Source organism: Vibrio sp. YT-15 (genome assembly GCF_033337445.1).
Taxonomy (GTDB): Bacteria; Pseudomonadota; Gammaproteobacteria; order Enterobacterales; family Vibrionaceae; genus Vibrio; species Vibrio alginolyticus.
This window is the reverse complement of sequence record NZ_JAWOQR010000001.1, coordinates 602,438-620,706: the sequence shown is the minus strand read 5'-3', so window position 1 is coordinate 620,706 and position 18,269 is coordinate 602,438. Positions and strand designations below refer to the sequence as shown.

The window sequence follows — 18,269 nt, the reverse complement described above, 5'->3', positions numbered from 1 at the left end:
GACAGTTTTAATTGAGCGGTTGCACAATAGGATATTGTATCGGGTAATGCTCTTTCGCGAGCTCGTTGCCGGATTCATCATAAAGGCGGAAACGGCACTGCTTTGCAGTTTGAGTGAGCGATAATTGTAGCACCCAACAAGCATAATGTAGCGAGTGTTTGGTTAAGCGCATTGCGTGAGGTGTGGGGTCATCATCGACGTAACCGTCAATCCTCACAACGTTTTCAAGTCGGCATGCCAGTTCGACAAAGAGCGTGTATTGCGCCCCGATATTAATCAGCTGCCGAGTCGGGACAATATATTCCGTTGCGCCAATTAAAAGCCCCTTAGAAACCACATAATCACGCTGGTGGTTATTCTCAATGTAACGCTCCCCATCGACTTCATAACACAGGCGAAAGGTCAGGGGATGCGCCACCGGAAGTTCAGTCGTTGCCCAGAGTTCGGTGCCATGACTTAAAAAACGCTCGAAGAAGGCGGGGTAGCGCCGCCATGCGCCATCACGGTCACGGCATTCTACCGAGACCACTTTTTCAAACGCAATATTGTCCACTTCCATCCAGATTTTGCCGACAGGTTGGTCGATGTGGTTATCGTCGAAGGTATTGGCTTTGGCATAGTACAAGCGGATCGGTTGTTGATTTAGTTGAGTTCGGTTATCCAAACATTGTTGGCGATACTGCATGGGGGAAAACGGATACCAACGACGAAAAGTGCGGTGAAAGTTCGATGGTTCTTCGTAACCAAGTTGATAGGCGATTTGCTGCGTTGTGAGTTGGGTGTCGGCAAGCAAAGTGAGTGCTTGCTTTCTTTTCGCGAAATCAACGCATTGAGAGTAGCTCATTTGCTTTTCTTGCAGTCGACGTTGCAAGGTGCGTTTGGAGACGCCCAGTTGCCTTGCCGCTTGCTCTAATTTGAGCGCGTAATTACTGTTTTTGATGAACAAGGCGTTCAAAACACTCAGCAATTCGGGTTGCTCAATTGGCTGGTGAGAAAGCAGAAAATAAACATGTTTCACCAGTTCAAACACGCTTGAACTCGTTTTAGAATCTCGCGTTTCCTCTAGAAAAATATCGGCCGCGAGTGGATTGTTGGCGTGAACTTGTACCTGTATTGATTCGCTTAGCTCAAGCATTTCCAACTGCATTTTGAGCAAGCCAAACACCGACTCCGCCCAATTTGGCATATCGGCCGTTCTACATTCGACTTGCAGATGGATTTGGGCATCATCATGTTGCAATGTGACGTACAAGCGGCGGTCGAATAATGAGACACTTTTACTCCACCAAAGCAGCCCTTCTTGGAGGTTAGGCGCTTCTTTCAACATCATGCATTGCAAGGCCACCAACTTCTCAATGTGCCAATATTCGCCGGCAATTCGAAGGTGATTGTGACCGAGCTTTTTGCACAGAAAGGATGTAATAACGTTATCTTGAGGCAGCATGAGTTGAGTTTGGTTGCGAGCAAACATGCATTATTGCCGAAAAGATGGAGAAGTTCAGTGAGAACGCTCAAAGCCTTTCTTATCGTTTTATTTTCAAATTTATTTTGAAAATGTTTTTAATCGAAATCGGTTTTTCCCTTTATCTCATGAGGTTATGCTGTTACACAGCTTAAATTCATTAATTGGAGAACCTCATGGATATCGTACAAGCTGCAAAATCTCGTTACTCAACGAAAGTGTTTGACCCAACGCGCAAGCTATCTCAAGAAAAAATCGACGCAGTTAAAGAGCTGATTCGTTTTAGTCCATCGAGTGTGAACTCCCAGCCTTGGCATTTCATTCTGGCAAGCACAGAAGAAGGCAAACAGCGCATCGCTAAAGCGGCGCAAGAGAATTACGCATTTAACGCGGCGAAGATTCTCAACGCTTCTCACGTATTGGTGTTTTGTGCGAAAACAGGCATTGATAACGACTACATTGAAGCGCTAATGGCGCAAGAAGAAAAAGATGGCCGATTCCCAACTGAAGAAGCGAAAGCGGCTGTACGCGGTGGTCGTAGCTACTTTGTGAACATGCACCGTTTTGATCTGAAAGATGCAAACCATTGGATGGAGAAACAAGTTTACCTCAACGTGGGTACGTTGCTGTTGGGTGCTTCGACGTTAGAAATCGATGCAGTACCAATTGAAGGGTTTGATCCAAAAGTGCTGGATGAAGAATTTGGCTTGCGTGAAAAAGGTTATACCAGTGTTGTGATCGTGCCGCTTGGCTACCACGCGGAAGATGACTTCAACGCGAAAACGCCAAAGTCTCGCTGGGACGCAGAAACCGTATTCACCGAGATCTAATTCGAGCTTACTTGCAGGTGACGTAGAACCTTGTAATCAATATATAAATCGCAAAAGAGTGATAAAACGATGATCCACTTAGTCGCAGAAGTGAAAGCCTATCCAGATAGTAAGGATCAGGTGGTGAATTTGCTTGCTGGTTTACTAGAGCCAACTCGCAAAGAAGAAGGCTGTTGCCAATACGAGTTGTATCTCGACGAAAAAGTTGATGGCCTATTTATGTTCCAAGAAATCTGGGCATCGCAAGAGGCCTTGGATAAGCATTTGCAAAGCCCGCATATGGCGACGTTTCTTGAAATATTGGAAGAGAATGATTGGGTTGAATATACCCAGATTCGTCCTCTTCGATTTATCGCCTAATGACAGAAGGTTGCCAGCACGTTGGCGCGTTGCTGGCAGCATTTTTGTTGGATAAAGTCGCGGAAAGTCCGAATCGTTGGCGTCAATAATCGACGATCGGCACATACCATGTAGAGCGGCACTGGGCCGCAATCCCACTCTGGTAACACTCGTACCAATCTTCCCTCGATTAAGTCTCGGCTAATGTCCATCAATGATTTATTCGCAATGCCTTTGCCTTTGATCGCTAACCGGTGTGGCAAGTCACTATCGTTGCTCAACAAGTTACCGCTGACCACGATTTGTTATTTCTCGCTGCCACGCGTGAGCGTCCATTTGTTGTAGACCGAATCCGCGACCATGTAGCACAAGCAGTTGTGTTGCGTTAAATCGGCAGGAGAGGCGAGTTCTGGATGTGTAGCTACGTACTCTGGCGATGCACATAATATCCGTTCGTTTGACCCACATAATGCCAATACGACCAGATTGGAGTCGGCCGGCTCGCCGTAGCGAATCGCAATATCGACAGGCTTTGTGTACATATCCGTCAAGCTATCGGACAGCTCTAGTTTAATGGAAACATTTGGGTAGAGATCGATGAACTCATCCACCCAATCGAGCAACATATTGCGACCAAAATCGGAGGGTGCAGTAATGTGCAGCTGACCAGACAACTCCCCGCGCGCACTTGAGATCTGATCCAACCCCTCTTGCAATGTTGCCAACGCTTGCGTGGTTTTGTCTAAAAACAGTTCGCCCTCTGAGGTTAAACGCAGGCTTCGGGTGGAACGCACAAACAACGGGAAACCGATTTGCCCTTCAAGACGCTTAATCGATGCGCTAATGGCGGCTGGTGTCATGTCCATGCTGTTAGCGGCTTTTGAAAAGCTGCCTTGGCGCGCTGTTTCGACAAAAATATTGAGGTCGTTGAGGGCTTTCATCGTGAAAAGGGCTTTTATGAAGTTTGGGCTACTATAGGGGAGAGTCGTAGGCCAATTCAAGGTTAAAACATTAGGTTGCACGGCGAGTTTGAGTTAGATTAGCGCGCAACTTCACTTTACCGGATCAATAGCATGAGCCAACATCAGCCGAATAACCCACTTCACGGGTTGAGTTTAGAGAAAATCGTCACCCGACTAGTTGAACACTTTGGTTGGAATGGCATGTATGAGCGCGTTCGTGTGAACTGTTTTAAGAAAGATCCGTCGATCAAATCTTCTCTGAAGTTTTTGCGTAAAACGCAATGGGCAAGAGACAAAGTCGAAGCGCTGTATATTGAGACATTCTGCTAACCGCTCTATGGTCTGCAGCAAGCGGCAAGTAGATTCTTAGTCTCGCTTTGGCTCGCTAGAATGACGCCACTTTTCTTATCGCGTAGGCTAGAAGAGTCGCTCTGCTGTTATGTTTAAAGCGTGATTCAGAATCTACCCTCAGATTGTATTGAGTTTATTCATAGCTCTATGGCCTGCAGAAGCGGTAAGTAGATTCTTAGTCTCGCTATGGCTCGCTAGAATGACGAAGTTTTTCTTATCGCGTAGGCTGGAAGAGTCGCTCTACTGATACGTCTAAAGCGAGATTCCGGATGGTCACATAGGCTTGTCTGGAATCGCTTTTTTAGATGGTTTTGTAGAGGTCAGAGTCAAACTCGAACCGTCATTCTGAACCGCGAGGAACGAGCGTGAATCAGAATCTACCTTCAGATTGTATTGAGTTTATTTATGGCTTTATGGTCTGCAGCAAGCGGTAAGTAGATTCTTAGTCTCGCTAGAATGACGCAGCTTTTCTTATCGCGTAGGCTGGAAGAGTCGCTCTGCTGATACGTCTAAAGCGAGATTCCGAGTGACTCACTTAGGTTCTTCTGGAATCGCTTTTTTAGATGGTTTTGTAGAGCTCAGAGCCAAACTCGAACCGTCATTCTGAACCGCGAGGAACGAGCGTGATTCAGAATCTACTCTCAGATTGTATTGAGTTTATTCATGGCTTTATGGTCTGCAGCAAGCGGTAAGTAGATTCTTAGTCTCGCTATGGCTCGCTAGAATGACGTAGCTTTCTTATCGCGTAGGCTGGAAGAGTCGCGCTGCTGTTACGTTTAGCGAGGTTTCGAATGATTCACTTAGGCTCACTAGAATGACTCTAGTTTTCTTATTGCGTAAGTTGGAATGGTATCTCAGCATCATTCCCGATAGCGATGAAGGAGCGCTGTCGGGAACCTCGCCTTTAATCTCTCGTTTCTTGCTACTCCAAATGATGCGTACTACCCACGGTTCCTTCCAAGTCTAAAATCGACTGGCGAACGTGATCTGGAATCGCAGCTTTAACGTTGTTCTTAAAATCAAACATCACACCAGTGGCGGTCGCGATGGTCGCAATTTTCCCCCACTTCTTACTCAGCACTTGGTACTCCATTGTGATGCGATCTTCTTGCATGTCGATTACGCGAGAACCGACTAATAGCGTGTCTGGGTAAGTAACAGGCAATTTGTAGCGGCATTGAGTCTCGCTCAGTACTGGCCCAATTTGCGAGGTCTGCAGGTCGACCAGCAGGTTAATTTTGTTGAAGTAATCTAAACGTGCGGTCTCGAAGTAGCGAAAATAGACCACGTTATTAACGTGTTGCAGAGCATCCATTTCACCCCATGCGACTTTTATCTCTGTGATAACGGGAAAGTCCTTTAACAGTGTGTCCATTTTTATAGCTCCTTTTTCATCTGCTTTGCCACAAATTGCGACGCGACTTATCACTTTGAGCATTTATTCTAGATGTAATCATTTAATATGTAATAAAATTGTTTTTAAAATGTGAAATGAAATAGTGGTTTGATTATGTAAACTAGAAACTTTACATAATCGAGTTGAAGGCGTAAGTTTAACTAAGAGTAACCAGATAGGAGGTGTCTCATGATTGAACTCAAAGGTTTCAACCTCGCAAGAGTTGAGAAACGCATTGATTGGACAGGTGAGCTGTTCAGTTTGAGAATATCTGGCGCGCCTCTTTCCTTTAAAGCTGGCCAATTCACCAAGCTTGCTTTGCTTGATGATGAAGGTAAGCCGATCAGCCGTGCTTACTCTGTGGTTAATGCACCAAGCGAGCAATTCGATTGGTTGGAATTTCTAATAGTAGCCGACCCTCAAGGACAACTTTCTCCACGGCTCCAAAAGCTTAAATCTGGTGATAGCATTTATGTCGGTGCCACCGCACATGGCGATTTAATCCATGACTCTATTCCTAAACAGGCTCATGACCTGTGGCTGCTATCTACAGGTACGGGGATTGGACCGTTTTTATCGCTGCTGGATGATATAAACTTACCGCCTCACAATGAGCGCATTGTGCTGGTTCATGCCGTTCGTTTCGAAAAAGATCTGGTTTATAAATACCTAATTGAACAGCTTCAGCAACGATATGAAGGCAGATTAAAGTATATACCGATAGTCAGCAGGGAAGTGGTTGACGGTAAATTACAAGGCCGAATTCCTGAACTCATCGAATCGGGTTTACTGTCCAACGCCGCTGATGCGCCATTCTCAGCTCAGCGTAGCTTTGTCATGATGTGTGGGAATCCGCAAATGATCAAAGATACCGTGCCCGTTTTACAAGAGCTAGGCTTGGAAAAGTATCGCCATCAAACTGGGGGAAATATCATTTACGAACGTTACTGGTAGCGTTTTGTTAAATTGATACGGTTATGCTCAAGATGTAATGATTACTTTTGAGATACGACCGCGATTTAGTATGTTCTTAGTTGAATATTATGTTGGCAATACCTAAACTGCGCTCACCATTGCGCGTCTGTACACTCAGTCATTCTCGCTTAACCAATTACATTGAGGTGACTGAAGTCCATGTATGCTTTTATCGCGAGCAAGCAACAGAGAATCATTGCTGGTTTTATCGACCTGCTCTTTACGATGGTGGTCGTGTTAATAATTGCATTGAGTATTAACTCTTTTCTTAACGACTTTCAGCTCTCTTTAGCAGATAACCTCACGCTTGTTCGTGAAACTCAGGCGTTTTACTTGCTTTCTTTACCAACGGTTTTAATGATCAACTGGAATGCATTGAGTCATGGGCAAACCATTGGTATGCGCATGATTGGTATTAAAGTTGTAATGAAAAATGATAGTAAGGCAACGAAAGTTACAGCAGGGTTAAGGCTTGTTATTAGCTACTTACTGGAGATGCTCATTCCGGGGATCCCGTTGGTAAATTTGGCATTGTTGTTCTTTCATCCGGAGCGACGTTTGTTGCATGACTTGATCGCCAATACTAAAGTTGTCCAAGTTTCCTAATTTTTGATCAAAAAAGCCACGTGAAGTGGCTTTTTTAATATCGATAAAGTTAACCAGATTTACTGTTGATTAACATATTTCTTAAAGCGAGCTTTGGTTTCTGCGTCTGCTTTTTGGTACCAGAAGTGCAGCATCTCTTCAGCTGTCGAATCCGCTTTAACCGCAGTAGCTCTCACTTGCTTCATATCCGCAGGAACCTTTGCAGGAAGCGTGACTGGCTGCATGGTCGCTGCGCCAGCAAAAGCCACGGCTGCTGCACCGCCAGCTTGGTTATAATCTTCGATTTCACGTACGTAATCACGACCGATTTGCATACCCGGTTTGAGCAACTTGTCCTGGTCAACCGCGATTGCGTTGCCAGAATCATCAACCAGTTTCCAATCTAAGTCTTTGATCTTCTCTTCCGCATCACGTAGGTTGCGGTATTCTGGCATTTGTAGAGTGAGTTCGGTATTGGTCGCGTCAAATCGTGTAACGATAACATCGCTTTCAACACTTAAACGGTCATTACCTTGGTTGAAGTAAGGGGCGAAACGAAATACGACTTGGTTAAGGCCATCAGGTAACGTCAGTGTTCTCTCAGAGGCGAAAAAACCACCCGAAAGTTCTGCTTTTTCACCGTTAGCCGCTAATACTGAAACGTTGTCAGGAACACTCACGGTTACATCTGCGAATGCCATGCCACTCATTGCGAGAGCAAGCGCACAAGTTAAAGGCTTGATCAATTTCATTGTTTTTATCCTAAGCAAATTAGTGGTCATCGAGAGTGCATCGTTCATTGCCCGATTGCAACTCCCAAGTGTAATAAGTATGAAAATTTAACAAGAACGTCATTTTTATCGCATTTATTACGACGAAACTGTGATCCAAATAGAATCAAACCGCTGAAATTCAGCGGTTTGATATCATAACTTATAGATTAAATTTCTTTCTAACTTATTGATTTATTAAATGCCAGCACCATGTCCAGGTTCTGATTGGTCATCAGAAGCGTCTTGTTGTTCTGCCATTTCTTCTTGCTGTTGTGCTTTCTCAATGCTCAACCACCAAACAAATAACTCATACCAAATTGCTAGGATAACGGCACCTAAGAACAGACCAACGATGCCGTAGAAAAGCATACCACCGATGGCACCGAGCAGAATCACAGGCATTGGCACGTCGACGCCACGTCCCATTAACATTGGTTTGAACAGGTTTTCAGAAAGAGCCGCAACTACGACCCAAACAGTAAACATGGTTGCTGTTGAGGTGTCTTGGGTCATGTACATGAAGCCAATCACAGGTAGCACTGCGAGCAACGCCGGGAGCTGAGCGATACATAAAATCATTAGAAGCAGTGTGAGTAAACCTGCTGCCGGAACGCCAAATACGAAGAAACCAGCACCGATCAACAGTGCTTGAATCGCCGCTACACCGACTACGCCAAGCAGTACGCTTTTAATTGTCGCAGCGATAAGCGTGGTCCAGCTTTTTGCGTTTTCACCAGCGGTTCGAATCGCGATGGTTCTTAAGCCTGATGCTGCAGATTCAGAGTACGTCATGAAACCTGCTGCAATCGCAAGTGACAAGATTGAAAGCAGTAAACTTCCCAATACGCCCCCCAGTGTACCCAGTAAAGATGTGAGTCCTGCCTTTATTTGTGGCATAAAGGTTTGAATAGCTTGTTCAAGATTAGTAGCGAATAGGGTCCACACTTCGTAGAGCTTATCACCCACGATAGGCCAATCCGCTACGGAAGGTTTTGGCCCTGGTATTTTCACTTGTCCATTTTGTAGTACTTCAAGCGCGTGCGTTGCACCATCCACAATGGAGCCTGATACCATAACAAGTGGCGTGACAAGGAGGGCAATACCAAGTAAAGCAATGGTTGTGGCTGCCAAGCCTCTACGACCACCATATACACGCTGCAATTTTTGGGTAAGCGGCATTAAAGCGACGGCTATAATAGCGCCCCAAATAACCGGAAGGATGAAGGGTTTGATGATGTCGTACGTAAACATCAGCAAGACAAAGATCAAGCCAATGCGTATTGCCGATTCCACCATATTACTGATGAAAAGCTTACTGTCGATTTTTACCGATTGTTTATCCATTTTTGTTTACCTGATGATCAATGTTAGAACTGACGAGACTTGAAACAACAATCGCCATATAAAAAACACCTGTGATGGCCTCTAAATACACCACGACTTGAGCCAGTGGTGTTAGAGGACTAATGTCGCCATAACCGAGCGTGGTTAAGGTAACGAAACTGAAATACGCTGCATTGGAGAAGTTCTGCCCCCAAGAAATCGCTTCCATACCGGTAAAGGCTTCAGGCGAAAACTCAAGCAGAACGAGGTAGGCAATCGCCCACATCAGACCAAGCAGCAAGAAAAGCGCTACCGAGCCAATGACTTTGTTGCTGTTGACATGGCCGGTGAAAAGAATCTGTCTTGCGATGGATTTAAAAGTGCCGAAAAAGAACGCAAAGGTGAGGGCAAGCATCACCACATTCATCTCTCTGATGTCGAAAACTGTCTTGATCACAATCACAAGAACCCAAACACCAAACAGGCTGTAGAGGAAACGAGACCAGGTTTTGTCAAAGCGAAGGCTCGCAAAACAGACGATAAACGTCAGAACCGTGAAAGCCTGAAGTATGTGTTCAATCGTCCCTTCACCTACTACTTGTGCTATCGCACTCCCTAGCAACAAAATCACTAGCGCTAAGGTTAGATAGAAGAAGTTGTTTTCTTCATTAATGTTTTTGAGGTTTTTACCAATGACCATGGCTCTTCTCACTTAGTTATTGTTCACTGTCTGCGGATGACTCTTTCATCACCATGATGGACGCAGAAAGCCCGAATCGAAGATCAACATCTTCAGGAAGTTCTTGTAGGGAGATTCGCACCGGAATACGTTGTGCTAAGCGAATCCACTGAAAAACAGGGTTTACGTTTGGAAGAAGGTTGTAGCCGACCGTGCCGTCTTTGGGCGCAATACCCCAACCAATCGAGTCAACCGTCGCGTCAATTGGCGTGTCTGGGTGAGACATCAAAGTGACACGCGCTTGGCTGCCAGGTTCGATTTGCGCAAGTTGGTTTTCACGGAAGAAACCAAATACCCAAAAGCTGTTTTTGTCGATCAGTGCGAGCAGTGGTTGGTTTGCGACCGCTTGCGTACCGTTTCTAATATCGAGGTTAGATACAAAACCATCGACGGTCGCATAAACTTTGGTAAAGCTGAGGTTAAGGCGCGCTGACTTTAATTGCTCTTCTGCAGATTTGATTTGCAGTAGCGATTCTTCGTAAGCGATTTCACGACGAATCAGATCCTTGTGAGAAACCGCGCCGCGGTCTTTCGCGCGAATATCTTTAAGGCGGTCGTATTCGATTTTTTTACCGCGAGAGCTAACAATGGCGCGTTCTAGTGCCACATCGGCTTGAGACAAAGCAACTTCGTAAGTCGCAGGGTCGATTTCAAACAGTAAATCGCCTGTTTTCACTTCTTGGTTATCTTGCACCGCGACATTTACAATTGGGCCTGATACGCGAGGAGCCACTTTGATGACGTTAGCACGCACTTGCCCATCTCGTGTCCATGGGTTATTAAAGTATTCCTCAAACTTTTGATAGCCGAGCCAAGCTGCGCCACCAAGAATGACAAGATTGAGTGCGATTACGAATAGTTTTTTCATCTTGTTTGGCACCTAAAATTGAATATAAAAGCTGTCGATGGCCACCACATAACCGACCATGATGGCAATAAACGTCAGAGACGGAAAAGCGATGAAGCGAGACAAACGTGTCTTGTTCAATATCATCACCGTTATCCACGTGGCCGTGACGGCGAGAAAGAGCACGAGTAGCGTAGGAGAAAAGTAAACGTCTCCCCAAGAGAGTTCATGAGGCATTACCGATCCTCCGTTTTGTTTTCATCACTGGTCTCAGCCGGAGTTTCGAGTCGCAAAGGCGGCAATACGCGGTTTTCTTCATTTAAATAACTTCCCCAGTCAGTGCGCTCTGTCATCTGCGTGGCAATCGATTCACTGATGAAAGGTTTGCCTGTTTGGGTTTGCCAGCCTCCACCGAGGGCTTTATAGAGTGCCACAACTTGGTTCGCCACGTTCCCTTTGATCGTTGCGTAGCTGTCTTCTGCGCGGGTCATTTTTTCTACCGAGTTAAGCAGACGTTCGAATGAAATTTGTCCGTTTTCGTACTGTGTCATGGATATGTTGAACGCACGAATGGAAGAGTTGACCGATTGCAAGCGTAAATCTTTTTGCTGCAAATACAGGTCATACGCTTCGATTGCATTGGTGACTTCATTAACGGCTTGCAGTACCTTTTTGTTGTAGTTCGTCAGCGTTTCTTGGAAGCGAGCATCTTCGAAACGAATGTTATTTTTCACGCGTCCGTATTGGAAAATGTTCCAACTGAACGTTGGGCCAACCACCATGGTGAGCGAATCGCTAAAACTGAAACTGCTGCCATCGGGAACCGTACTGTCGATACCGATGGAACCGAACAACGAAAAGCTTGGGTACAGAGCGGTTTCTGCCACGCCAATCTGCGCACTTTGCGCGCGAGCTTGCATCTCAGAGACTTGCAAATCCGGACGTCGCATCACTAAGTTAGCATCCACTTGCGTATCCAAAAGCGGTGGACGTGGCACAATGGAACGCTCGTCGGTGCCCGATAGCGCCGATTTTCTGCCCGTCGATTTGAACTGGGCTTCGTACTCAGCGATTTGCTTGTGCATCCCATCCGACTGTAGCAGTCGATCTACTTCTTCTGGTAACAGACCCAGTAGCAAAGCCAACACAGTACGTGATTGCTTCATTGCCACTTCGAGGCTCGGTAACGCTGCTTTGGTGGTGTAGAGTTGGTTTTTAGCTTGTTGAACGTCCAATTCTGTAACGTTGCCAGAGTCGAACTGCACCTGAGTAATACGTACGACACGCTCTTGAATCTCGATATTGCGGCGAGACAGCAAAATACGTTCTTGGAATGTGCGATAGTTGATGTAATTGCGCGCCACTTCGGCGGTTATGGTGACCATGATGTCGTGATACGATGCGATGGATGCGTAGTAACCCGCTTCTGCCGACTCAATACCGCGAGCATACTTGCCCCAAACATCCATTTCCCAAGCAGCATCAAACGACAAAGTGGCGTTATTCACGCCCTGATCATTTACGTAGGCACGCGCTAGGTTTCCTGACACGGTTTGAACTTGTGGGTATTGCAAGCCAGTCGAAATACCAAGCAATGAACGTGCTTGGACAATTCGTAGCCCTGCGGCTTCTAAATCGAGGTTTTGTTTGCTCGCCAACTCAACCAGCTGATTAAGAGTTGAGTCATTAAATTGCTGCCACCATTGTTGTAGCTGTTGCTCTGATTGCTGCGTATCTTTGGCTGCTTTTTGCACCGACCAGTCACTTGGCAGTGGCGCCTGCTTTGGATGAACATAATCTGGTCCTACCGTGGTACACGCACTGAGTCCGAGCAAAGAAAGTATGGCGAGGCTTGGTTTGGTTAGTTTTGGAAGCATCATATCCCCACCTTTAAAAACGCTTCTGTTGTAAGTTCACCCAATCGATATCCTCGTAGGTTTGCTTGCAATGCTTGATTGCTTCGAACACGTTCCGTTTTAAATTCAGCAAGATATAAAAACCGGCTATCTCTGAATAAGCGTAGTCAGATAAATCCAACTCACTAAAAAAATCTTCCAGTTTATCTTCGAATGTTTGGTAATCCTGACTGTATTGGTCGAATACGGAGTCGAGTTCTTGTGTTGCTTGATGGCTGGCTAAAGCGCCTGCCATCAAAGGAATGATGGAATCGCGGTGTTGTTGACGAAGCTGAGTAATCAGCGGATTGGCCATCAACTTTTTCTCGGCGGCCATTAAGATGTTGATGTGATTACTGAGTACATCACACGCTTTGCTAAACGCGCCAATCGCTTCTGGCGTGGTTTTATCAAAGTGTTTGTGGTTGATTTTCGAACCCCAGACTTTGAGCTTTTTCGATGAGACATTGAGCGTCACCAAGTGCAAGGCCCGTTTGAGCGGCGTAATAACCGAGCTGGACTGCTGTTGATAGGTAGTGAACAGCTCTCGGGTATGTCGGAAGTAGCGTTCTTTTATGGTCAAAAAGAGGTGTTCTGGTCGTGAGCTAAACGGGAAGTAGTGCGCGAAAATAATCATGAACACCACCATGTAGAACAACAGCATGATCGTCATGAGGATCCCGAAGTGATAAAACATGTTGTTGTCTAAACCAAGAACAAACAAGCCAATCATATAGAAAATCGTCACTGGCCCGTTAAACAGATAAAAGCCGATAAAGGTGTAGATAAAGATGAACAGGCCAAGTTCTAACCCGAGATCCAATTGCGGAAGAATGAAGACGTAAGAAGGCACCGCGAACAAGAAGCCGAAAGTGAACAGCACAAGCAACAAAATTGGGTGCACAGGCACGAACGACAGCAAAGACATAAACATGGTCGAGAAGACCACGAATGAATAGCCGCCTGGTGGATTGAAATAAATCCAAATCAGTCCAGCAACCCAATAAGTGACAAAGGTTTTGACCGCGGTTTTAAAGTTTTCTGCGTCCCACCATAGAAACTTGCCTTTCGGTTTCGGCAGTGGCACGTCAAAGGAGACATTGTTCGTCACAGAGTCAATACAGCTAATGCTCTCCGCTAAACGCGACAAGTTTTGATGCATCAGTTCCAATAGGTGACCAAGCGTAAGCGCAGAGCCTTTCTCTAGGTGAGCTGCGTCTTCAAGCAACGCTTGGTTGTATTTGACTTTGAATTCCTGAGCACGATAAGCGGGTTCTTTTTTTTCCCAGACTTGTTGGCAGGTATCAAATAGCGCGTCAATTTCCGCCACGGCTTGATCAAAGTTGCTGATGCTTTCACGGTCTTGCTGGTGGCTAAAGTGGCTGTGCGCCGCGACGGTCAATTGTTGCGTTACCTGCTTGTTCAAATGAACTGCCAAGCGCCACTCTTTCATGTAGGCCGACACGTCGCTGCATTCCACACTGACCGTGGCAAAGCGCTGTTCGAGTGCATTTTGAGCGGCAAACATCTGTTCGATGAGAGTGTCCACGCTAGGTTGTGGCTCTTCCGCTTCTGGATTTTCTTCTCCGTCTTCTTGAGGAGAGATTTGCCCTGCCGATTTTTGCTCGAAATTTTGCAAGATAGCGGAGAACAACGCGCGTTGTGCTTGGTTGAGTTGTTCGATGAGCTGCCTTAGGTTTTGTTCTGTTTTGGTCGGGAATAAGAAAGTCCCCACGAGTGTGTAAACCACCACCCCAAACACCGTCATATAGGCGCGGTCAACGCCATAAAGGAACGCACCTTCTGCGTCACCGCCATTGGACATCATCAACGTCATCACACCGGTCAGCATGAGTAGCGTAGGATCTTTTTGATAGGCATTACGGAAGTAAAAAATGAATGAGACCACAACCGACACGCTCAGCATGTACAACAAGCGGTCTTGAGCAAACAATCCCACCAGTAACAAGCCAACGACGGCGCCAACCAACGTACCAAACACGCGTAAGGTACCTTTGGCGAGTGATTCACGACGACTGCCTGTGGATGCAATCAGCATCACTGTGGTTGCGGCCGTCGATGCTTGCGGCCAACCCATGGCAAACGGGATCAGATAAGCCAGAGTCAGGCTAAGCGATACTTTAATAGCGAATTTTATTTTGTCGTTCATAGTGTCAAAGTTTGCTCAGGCTTATCGTTATAAATTGATGAATTTCTTATATGAATAATCAGAATCTTGTTCTGAATAAATTCGGGGGGCGGAATATAGCGGGTGAAAAAGTGTGCTTTGTAAACCCTTTGTCAAAACAAAAAGTGCGTATTTGGCTTGATCTCGTGCTAGCCCTTGGCGTTATTGGCGAAACGCCTAAAACGAGCAAATTCGCGATCTGTGACGATTCTCATTTTTGAAACAAAATCGTTGTATTGTGTGAGCCAATTCTCACCTTATATTCTTCGCCTGGTACCAAAGCAGACCACTTGTACCATCTGCAATGAGCTTTACTGCTTTAAAAAGCATAGATGATGAATGGGTACTTGAGAGGGAAAGTTATTACTTTTTATCGGCTTGCCGATTGTTCGTTTGTTTTTTTGGATCGAGATAAAAAAACCAAAGCGATCCCACCAAGAATGATGCCGCTGGTTAAAAGAATATGCAGTGAAAGAGGCTCGTGGAGTACGATGCTGCCGAGTAGCAAAGCAATGGCTGGCACGGAAAGTTGGCTGACGGCGGCTTGAAGCAAAGAGAGCTTACGTACGACTTGGTACCAAAGCGTATAACCAAGGCCAGAGGCAATGGCACCAGATGCGATAGCGAGCAACACTCCGCTCAAAGAAAGGTGGATTGAGGACAGCATCAATGGTGATAGGAGTATGCCAATTATAGATGCAGCGATGAATCCCCACGTGATGCCACTACTTGGAGAAGGCGCTTGTTTGCCGAGCGCAGTAAACGCAGCCCAGCAAACGCCAGAAATCAACATGAGAAGTGCAGAACTGATATCGGGGCGAGTGGCAGATGGCAACATTAACCAAACAAAGCCAACAATCGAAAGGCCGATACCGATGATTTCGAGAAACTGAAAGCGCTCACCTTGCCACCAATAGATTGCCAGTAACGTCAGTTGCACGGCACCAAACAAAAGCAAAGCACCGGTTCCTGTCGCCAGTTGTAAGTACGCGAAAGAGAAAAGGGCAGCGTAACCAAATAACGCCACGCCAGCAAAAAAGCGAAAGCGAGAAGTTGGCCGATCGGTTTTCCACTGGCCTCTCACGACAAGCATTGCGATTAAGGTAATCGCGCCAGATATCAATCGAACGAGCGTGAAGCTTCCTGCATCAATTAACCCTTCTGCCAAGGCAATTCGACACAATAATGAATTGGCAGCGAACGCCAGCATTGCAATGGCAGTGAGTAAAAAGGTCGACATCCTTGATCCTTAGCGTGTAAATGAACAGCTAGTGTAGATCCAAAAGAACATTTTTATTAGTTGATAAAGTGATTAGTTATAGCTATCAGAGCAAGAAAGTCATTAAAAATAACCAGAGAAAACCTGACCTTAGCCTGAGTCTTACTGTGGTTGGGAAGGTTGTTTGTACAATGACTTAATGGTGTTTTTCAACCATAGCAATTTGGGATTGTACGCATTGCGTTTATGCCAAATCATGGTAAATGGAATCAGTAACTTGTCTTGTTGAGCTTGGTCTAATGGAATTGGCAAGCACACCAAATCGAGATGCAGCTTTTCTGTGTAACTTTTGCAATAGTGCGGCGCGGTGGTGATCATGTCATGCGTCGGCTGCGCTGCCATAAAAAGAGATTGCTCAAAGTTGGACATCGTCAGCCCGATAGAGCGCTGTAGCCCTAGTTCCGTTAATACTTCATCCAACGCCCAAGTTTCACTTTTTTCCCAAACAATATTGATGTGTTGGTAGCTCAGAAAGGTCTCGAGATTCCACTCTTGCTGTAATGCCGGATGATCTTTATGTAAATACACCATCGGCAGGTCATAAAATAGAATCTCAAAATCCAAGAAATAAGGCAGAAGATCCAACGACTCTTTCGATCTAGGGTGGCTTTCTCGGCCGGTAAAACCGATATCCGCCTCGCCTCGAATGATGGCGTCGAGTGAGTCGTAATCCCAGTTACTGGTTTTTACTTTCGCTTCAGGGTATCGCTGGTGGATAGCGACGATGAGTCTGTCCAGCATTGTGAGCACTAATGGCGACTCAATCGTGATATCAAAACGCACTCCTTTAGGCGTAATATCGCTGCGTTTTTCTGCAATCTGGCAGCCAATTTGCAGCCATTCTTCAAGATCTTGCTCCATGCTTTGCGCCAAGGGCGTTGGCGCAAGACCTTTAGGTGTTTTGACAAACAAAGGATCATCGAACCAATGACGAAGTTTGTTGAGCGACTTACTTACGGTAGAGGGCGTAACGTTCAGCTTTTTCGAGGCTTTCGAGACGCTTTGCTCTTGCAACAATAATTGCAGAGTGAACAGTAAGTTTAAATCAAGTCGCGCTAGGGATTTCTTCATAATGGGTATCGTGAACAGGCTTTGGAATCAATAGTATTAGAGCAAGGCTGATTACGCTACCTAGCACTAAGATAAACACCAACATATTCAGTGCAGTAACGCCGATGAAACCCATAAACCAAATATAGAACGCGGAACTACAAACTTGAGCAATGCCCAGTAACGAGCTTGCCACGCCAGCTTGTTGAGAGAATGGGCTGAGCGCTTGGCTCATGGCCACGCCAAAGCCACAAGCGAAGCCTGCGCAAATCAGCCCAAGTCCGAAAACATAGTAAAAAGGTTGTCCATCATGGAAATGGGCTGCACTGAGCACGATGGCTGAACAAACGAGCAATCCTTGAGAGCTCATCATTAAGGTTCGCTGCTTGAAAATCCCCAATGCCAATGGCGCCGAGAACGAAATCAACATACTGATCGTCGCAGTCCCCGCCATGATGGAAGAATAGCCACCGCGATCAAAACCAAGCATACTCATCACAACAATTGGTGAAGCGTTAACAAAGGTCAGGATGGTGGTCACTCCAAGTGCAGTAATGATCAGCCTACTGATAAAAAATCGCTCGAAGAAAGTCTCTTGATGGCTCTCTGGCGTTGTCTGTTCTTCACATTGTTGGCTGGGTAGTGATTCCTTGAGAACAAAAATGGCCAATACACTGACGAGAATGCCCATTCCTGCCATCGTGGTAAACAAACTCGGCCAAGGAAATTTCAGCATAATCAAGTGACCAATCACGGGTGCGATCACTGGAATGATACAGGTGATGCCATTGAGCATCGACAATACTTTCGCACGGCGTTCATCGTCTAACGTGTCGCGTAAAATCGCGAACGCGACGACATAGCAAGATCCAGCACCGATGCCTTGGCAAAAGCGAGCAATCAAGAAAGCGTTTGGTTGTTCAGCCATTCCGCCGAGAAAAGACGCGAGCACGAAGATCATCGCGCCGACGACGGCAACAGGCTTTCGTCCCACAGAGTCTGCAATTTTCCCCGCGAATAACATGGTGGTAGCCATGCCAGCTAAATAGATCGAAAACGCAATATGCAACTGAGATTCACTGGCATTGAGATCTGACGCAATTTGAGGCAAACCAACAAGATACAAATCAATGGCAGTAGGGTAGAGTAAAACGAGTGCAAAACTACAAAGTAAAAAACGGGACATGGAAACCTCTCTATCGAATGGCGAGGATAATAGAGTGCTAAACGTTTGCCTGCGAGTGGGAAATACGACACTAGGTATTTCTATTTACG

General features: G+C 45.9%; 17 protein-coding genes and 1 pseudogene. 5 read left to right on the top strand and 13 right to left on the bottom strand.

Features of this window, described 5'->3' with window-relative positions; all coding sequences use genetic code 11:
- Positions 1 to 7: 7 nt before the first annotated feature.
- On the bottom strand, positions 8 to 1,471 hold the full coding sequence (locus R7D93_RS02725) for a helix-turn-helix transcriptional regulator (protein ID WP_213893250.1): 1,464 nt from the start codon (positions 1,469 to 1,471) through the stop codon (positions 8 to 10).
- Positions 1,472 to 1,638: 167 nt separating this feature from the next.
- Here R7D93_RS02725 and R7D93_RS02720 point away from each other — a divergent pair, with 167 nt between their 5' ends.
- Together R7D93_RS02720 and R7D93_RS02715 are read left to right on the top strand one after the other, a co-directional pair.
- A complete protein-coding gene (locus R7D93_RS02720; RefSeq protein WP_053808262.1) occupies positions 1,639 to 2,292 on the top strand; it encodes an oxygen-insensitive NAD(P)H-dependent nitroreductase NfsB in 654 nt (217 codons plus the stop codon).
- A gap of 69 nt (positions 2,293 to 2,361) precedes the next feature.
- On the top strand, positions 2,362 to 2,652 hold the full coding sequence (locus tag R7D93_RS02715) for a putative quinol monooxygenase (protein ID WP_213893251.1): 291 nt from the start codon (positions 2,362 to 2,364) through the stop codon (positions 2,650 to 2,652).
- Here R7D93_RS02715 and R7D93_RS02710 read toward each other — a convergent pair.
- Positions 2,649 to 3,572: pseudogene (locus R7D93_RS02710) on the bottom strand (LysR substrate-binding domain-containing protein). The gene R7D93_RS02715 and the pseudogene R7D93_RS02710 overlap by 4 nt on opposite strands.
- 132 nt (positions 3,573 to 3,704) lie before the next feature.
- Between R7D93_RS02710 and R7D93_RS02705 the strand changes: the two are divergent.
- Complete coding sequence (locus R7D93_RS02705) at positions 3,705 to 3,923, top strand: VF530 family DNA-binding protein (protein ID WP_025613103.1); 219 nt, start codon at positions 3,705 to 3,707, stop codon at positions 3,921 to 3,923.
- A gap of 943 nt (positions 3,924 to 4,866) precedes the next feature.
- Here the strand turns inward: R7D93_RS02705 and R7D93_RS02700 are convergent.
- Positions 4,867 to 5,319, bottom strand: a complete 453-nt coding sequence (locus R7D93_RS02700) for an acyl-CoA thioesterase (protein ID WP_005374933.1) — start codon at positions 5,317 to 5,319, stop codon at positions 4,867 to 4,869.
- Between the two features lie 210 nt (positions 5,320 to 5,529).
- Here R7D93_RS02700 and R7D93_RS02695 point away from each other — a divergent pair, with 210 nt between their 5' ends.
- Both R7D93_RS02695 and R7D93_RS02690 read left to right on the top strand, forming a co-directional pair.
- Positions 5,530 to 6,294, top strand: coding sequence for a ferredoxin--NADP reductase (locus R7D93_RS02695; protein WP_005374935.1), 765 nt, complete (start codon positions 5,530 to 5,532; stop codon positions 6,292 to 6,294).
- 180 nt (positions 6,295 to 6,474) lie between these two features.
- Positions 6,475 to 6,921, top strand: a complete 447-nt coding sequence (locus R7D93_RS02690; RefSeq protein WP_025768614.1) for an RDD family protein — start codon at positions 6,475 to 6,477, stop codon at positions 6,919 to 6,921.
- A gap of 59 nt (positions 6,922 to 6,980) precedes the next feature.
- On the opposite strand, the gene R7D93_RS02685 is transcribed toward R7D93_RS02690, so the two are convergent.
- From R7D93_RS02685 to R7D93_RS02640, 10 genes are all read right to left on the bottom strand, one after another.
- A complete protein-coding gene (locus R7D93_RS02685) occupies positions 6,981 to 7,652 on the bottom strand; it encodes a DUF2057 domain-containing protein (RefSeq protein WP_213867900.1) in 672 nt (223 codons plus the stop codon).
- A gap of 216 nt (positions 7,653 to 7,868) precedes the next feature.
- Positions 7,869 to 9,017 carry an AI-2E family transporter gene (locus R7D93_RS02680; protein WP_005386936.1) on the bottom strand — a complete coding sequence of 383 codons (1,149 nt, stop codon included), beginning with the start codon at positions 9,015 to 9,017 and terminating at the stop codon, positions 7,869 to 7,871.
- A complete protein-coding gene (locus R7D93_RS02675) occupies positions 9,010 to 9,696 on the bottom strand; it encodes a potassium channel family protein (RefSeq protein WP_225495675.1) in 687 nt (228 codons plus the stop codon). The genes R7D93_RS02680 and R7D93_RS02675 overlap by 8 nt, the downstream gene beginning before the upstream one ends.
- 16 nt (positions 9,697 to 9,712) lie before the next feature.
- Positions 9,713 to 10,603 (bottom strand): HlyD family secretion protein, encoded by an 891-nt coding sequence (locus R7D93_RS02670; RefSeq protein WP_151515290.1) that lies wholly within the window; start codon positions 10,601 to 10,603, stop codon positions 9,713 to 9,715.
- 12 nt (positions 10,604 to 10,615) lie between these two features.
- Entirely contained in the window at positions 10,616 to 10,819 is a 204-nt protein-coding gene (locus tag R7D93_RS02665) for a DUF1656 domain-containing protein (RefSeq protein ID WP_005374946.1), read from the bottom strand.
- Positions 10,819 to 12,462 (bottom strand): TolC family protein, encoded by a 1,644-nt coding sequence (locus R7D93_RS02660; protein ID WP_033906682.1) that lies wholly within the window; start codon positions 12,460 to 12,462, stop codon positions 10,819 to 10,821. Before R7D93_RS02660 ends, R7D93_RS02665 begins: the two co-directional genes overlap by 1 nt.
- A 10-nt stretch (positions 12,463 to 12,472) precedes the next feature.
- Positions 12,473 to 14,647 (bottom strand): FUSC family protein, encoded by a 2,175-nt coding sequence (locus tag R7D93_RS02655; RefSeq protein ID WP_151515291.1) that lies wholly within the window; start codon positions 14,645 to 14,647, stop codon positions 12,473 to 12,475.
- Positions 14,648 to 15,035: 388 nt separating this feature from the next.
- Positions 15,036 to 15,905 (bottom strand): DMT family transporter, encoded by an 870-nt coding sequence (locus R7D93_RS02650; protein ID WP_137283012.1) that lies wholly within the window; start codon positions 15,903 to 15,905, stop codon positions 15,036 to 15,038.
- Between the two features lie 141 nt (positions 15,906 to 16,046).
- Complete coding sequence (gene yidZ, locus R7D93_RS02645; protein WP_005386921.1) at positions 16,047 to 17,015, bottom strand: HTH-type transcriptional regulator YidZ; 969 nt, start codon at positions 17,013 to 17,015, stop codon at positions 16,047 to 16,049.
- Complete coding sequence (locus R7D93_RS02640; RefSeq protein WP_005386919.1) at positions 16,990 to 18,180, bottom strand: MFS transporter; 1,191 nt, start codon at positions 18,178 to 18,180, stop codon at positions 16,990 to 16,992. The genes yidZ and R7D93_RS02640 overlap by 26 nt, the downstream gene beginning before the upstream one ends.
- Between the last annotated feature and the right edge of the window lie 89 nt (positions 18,181 to 18,269).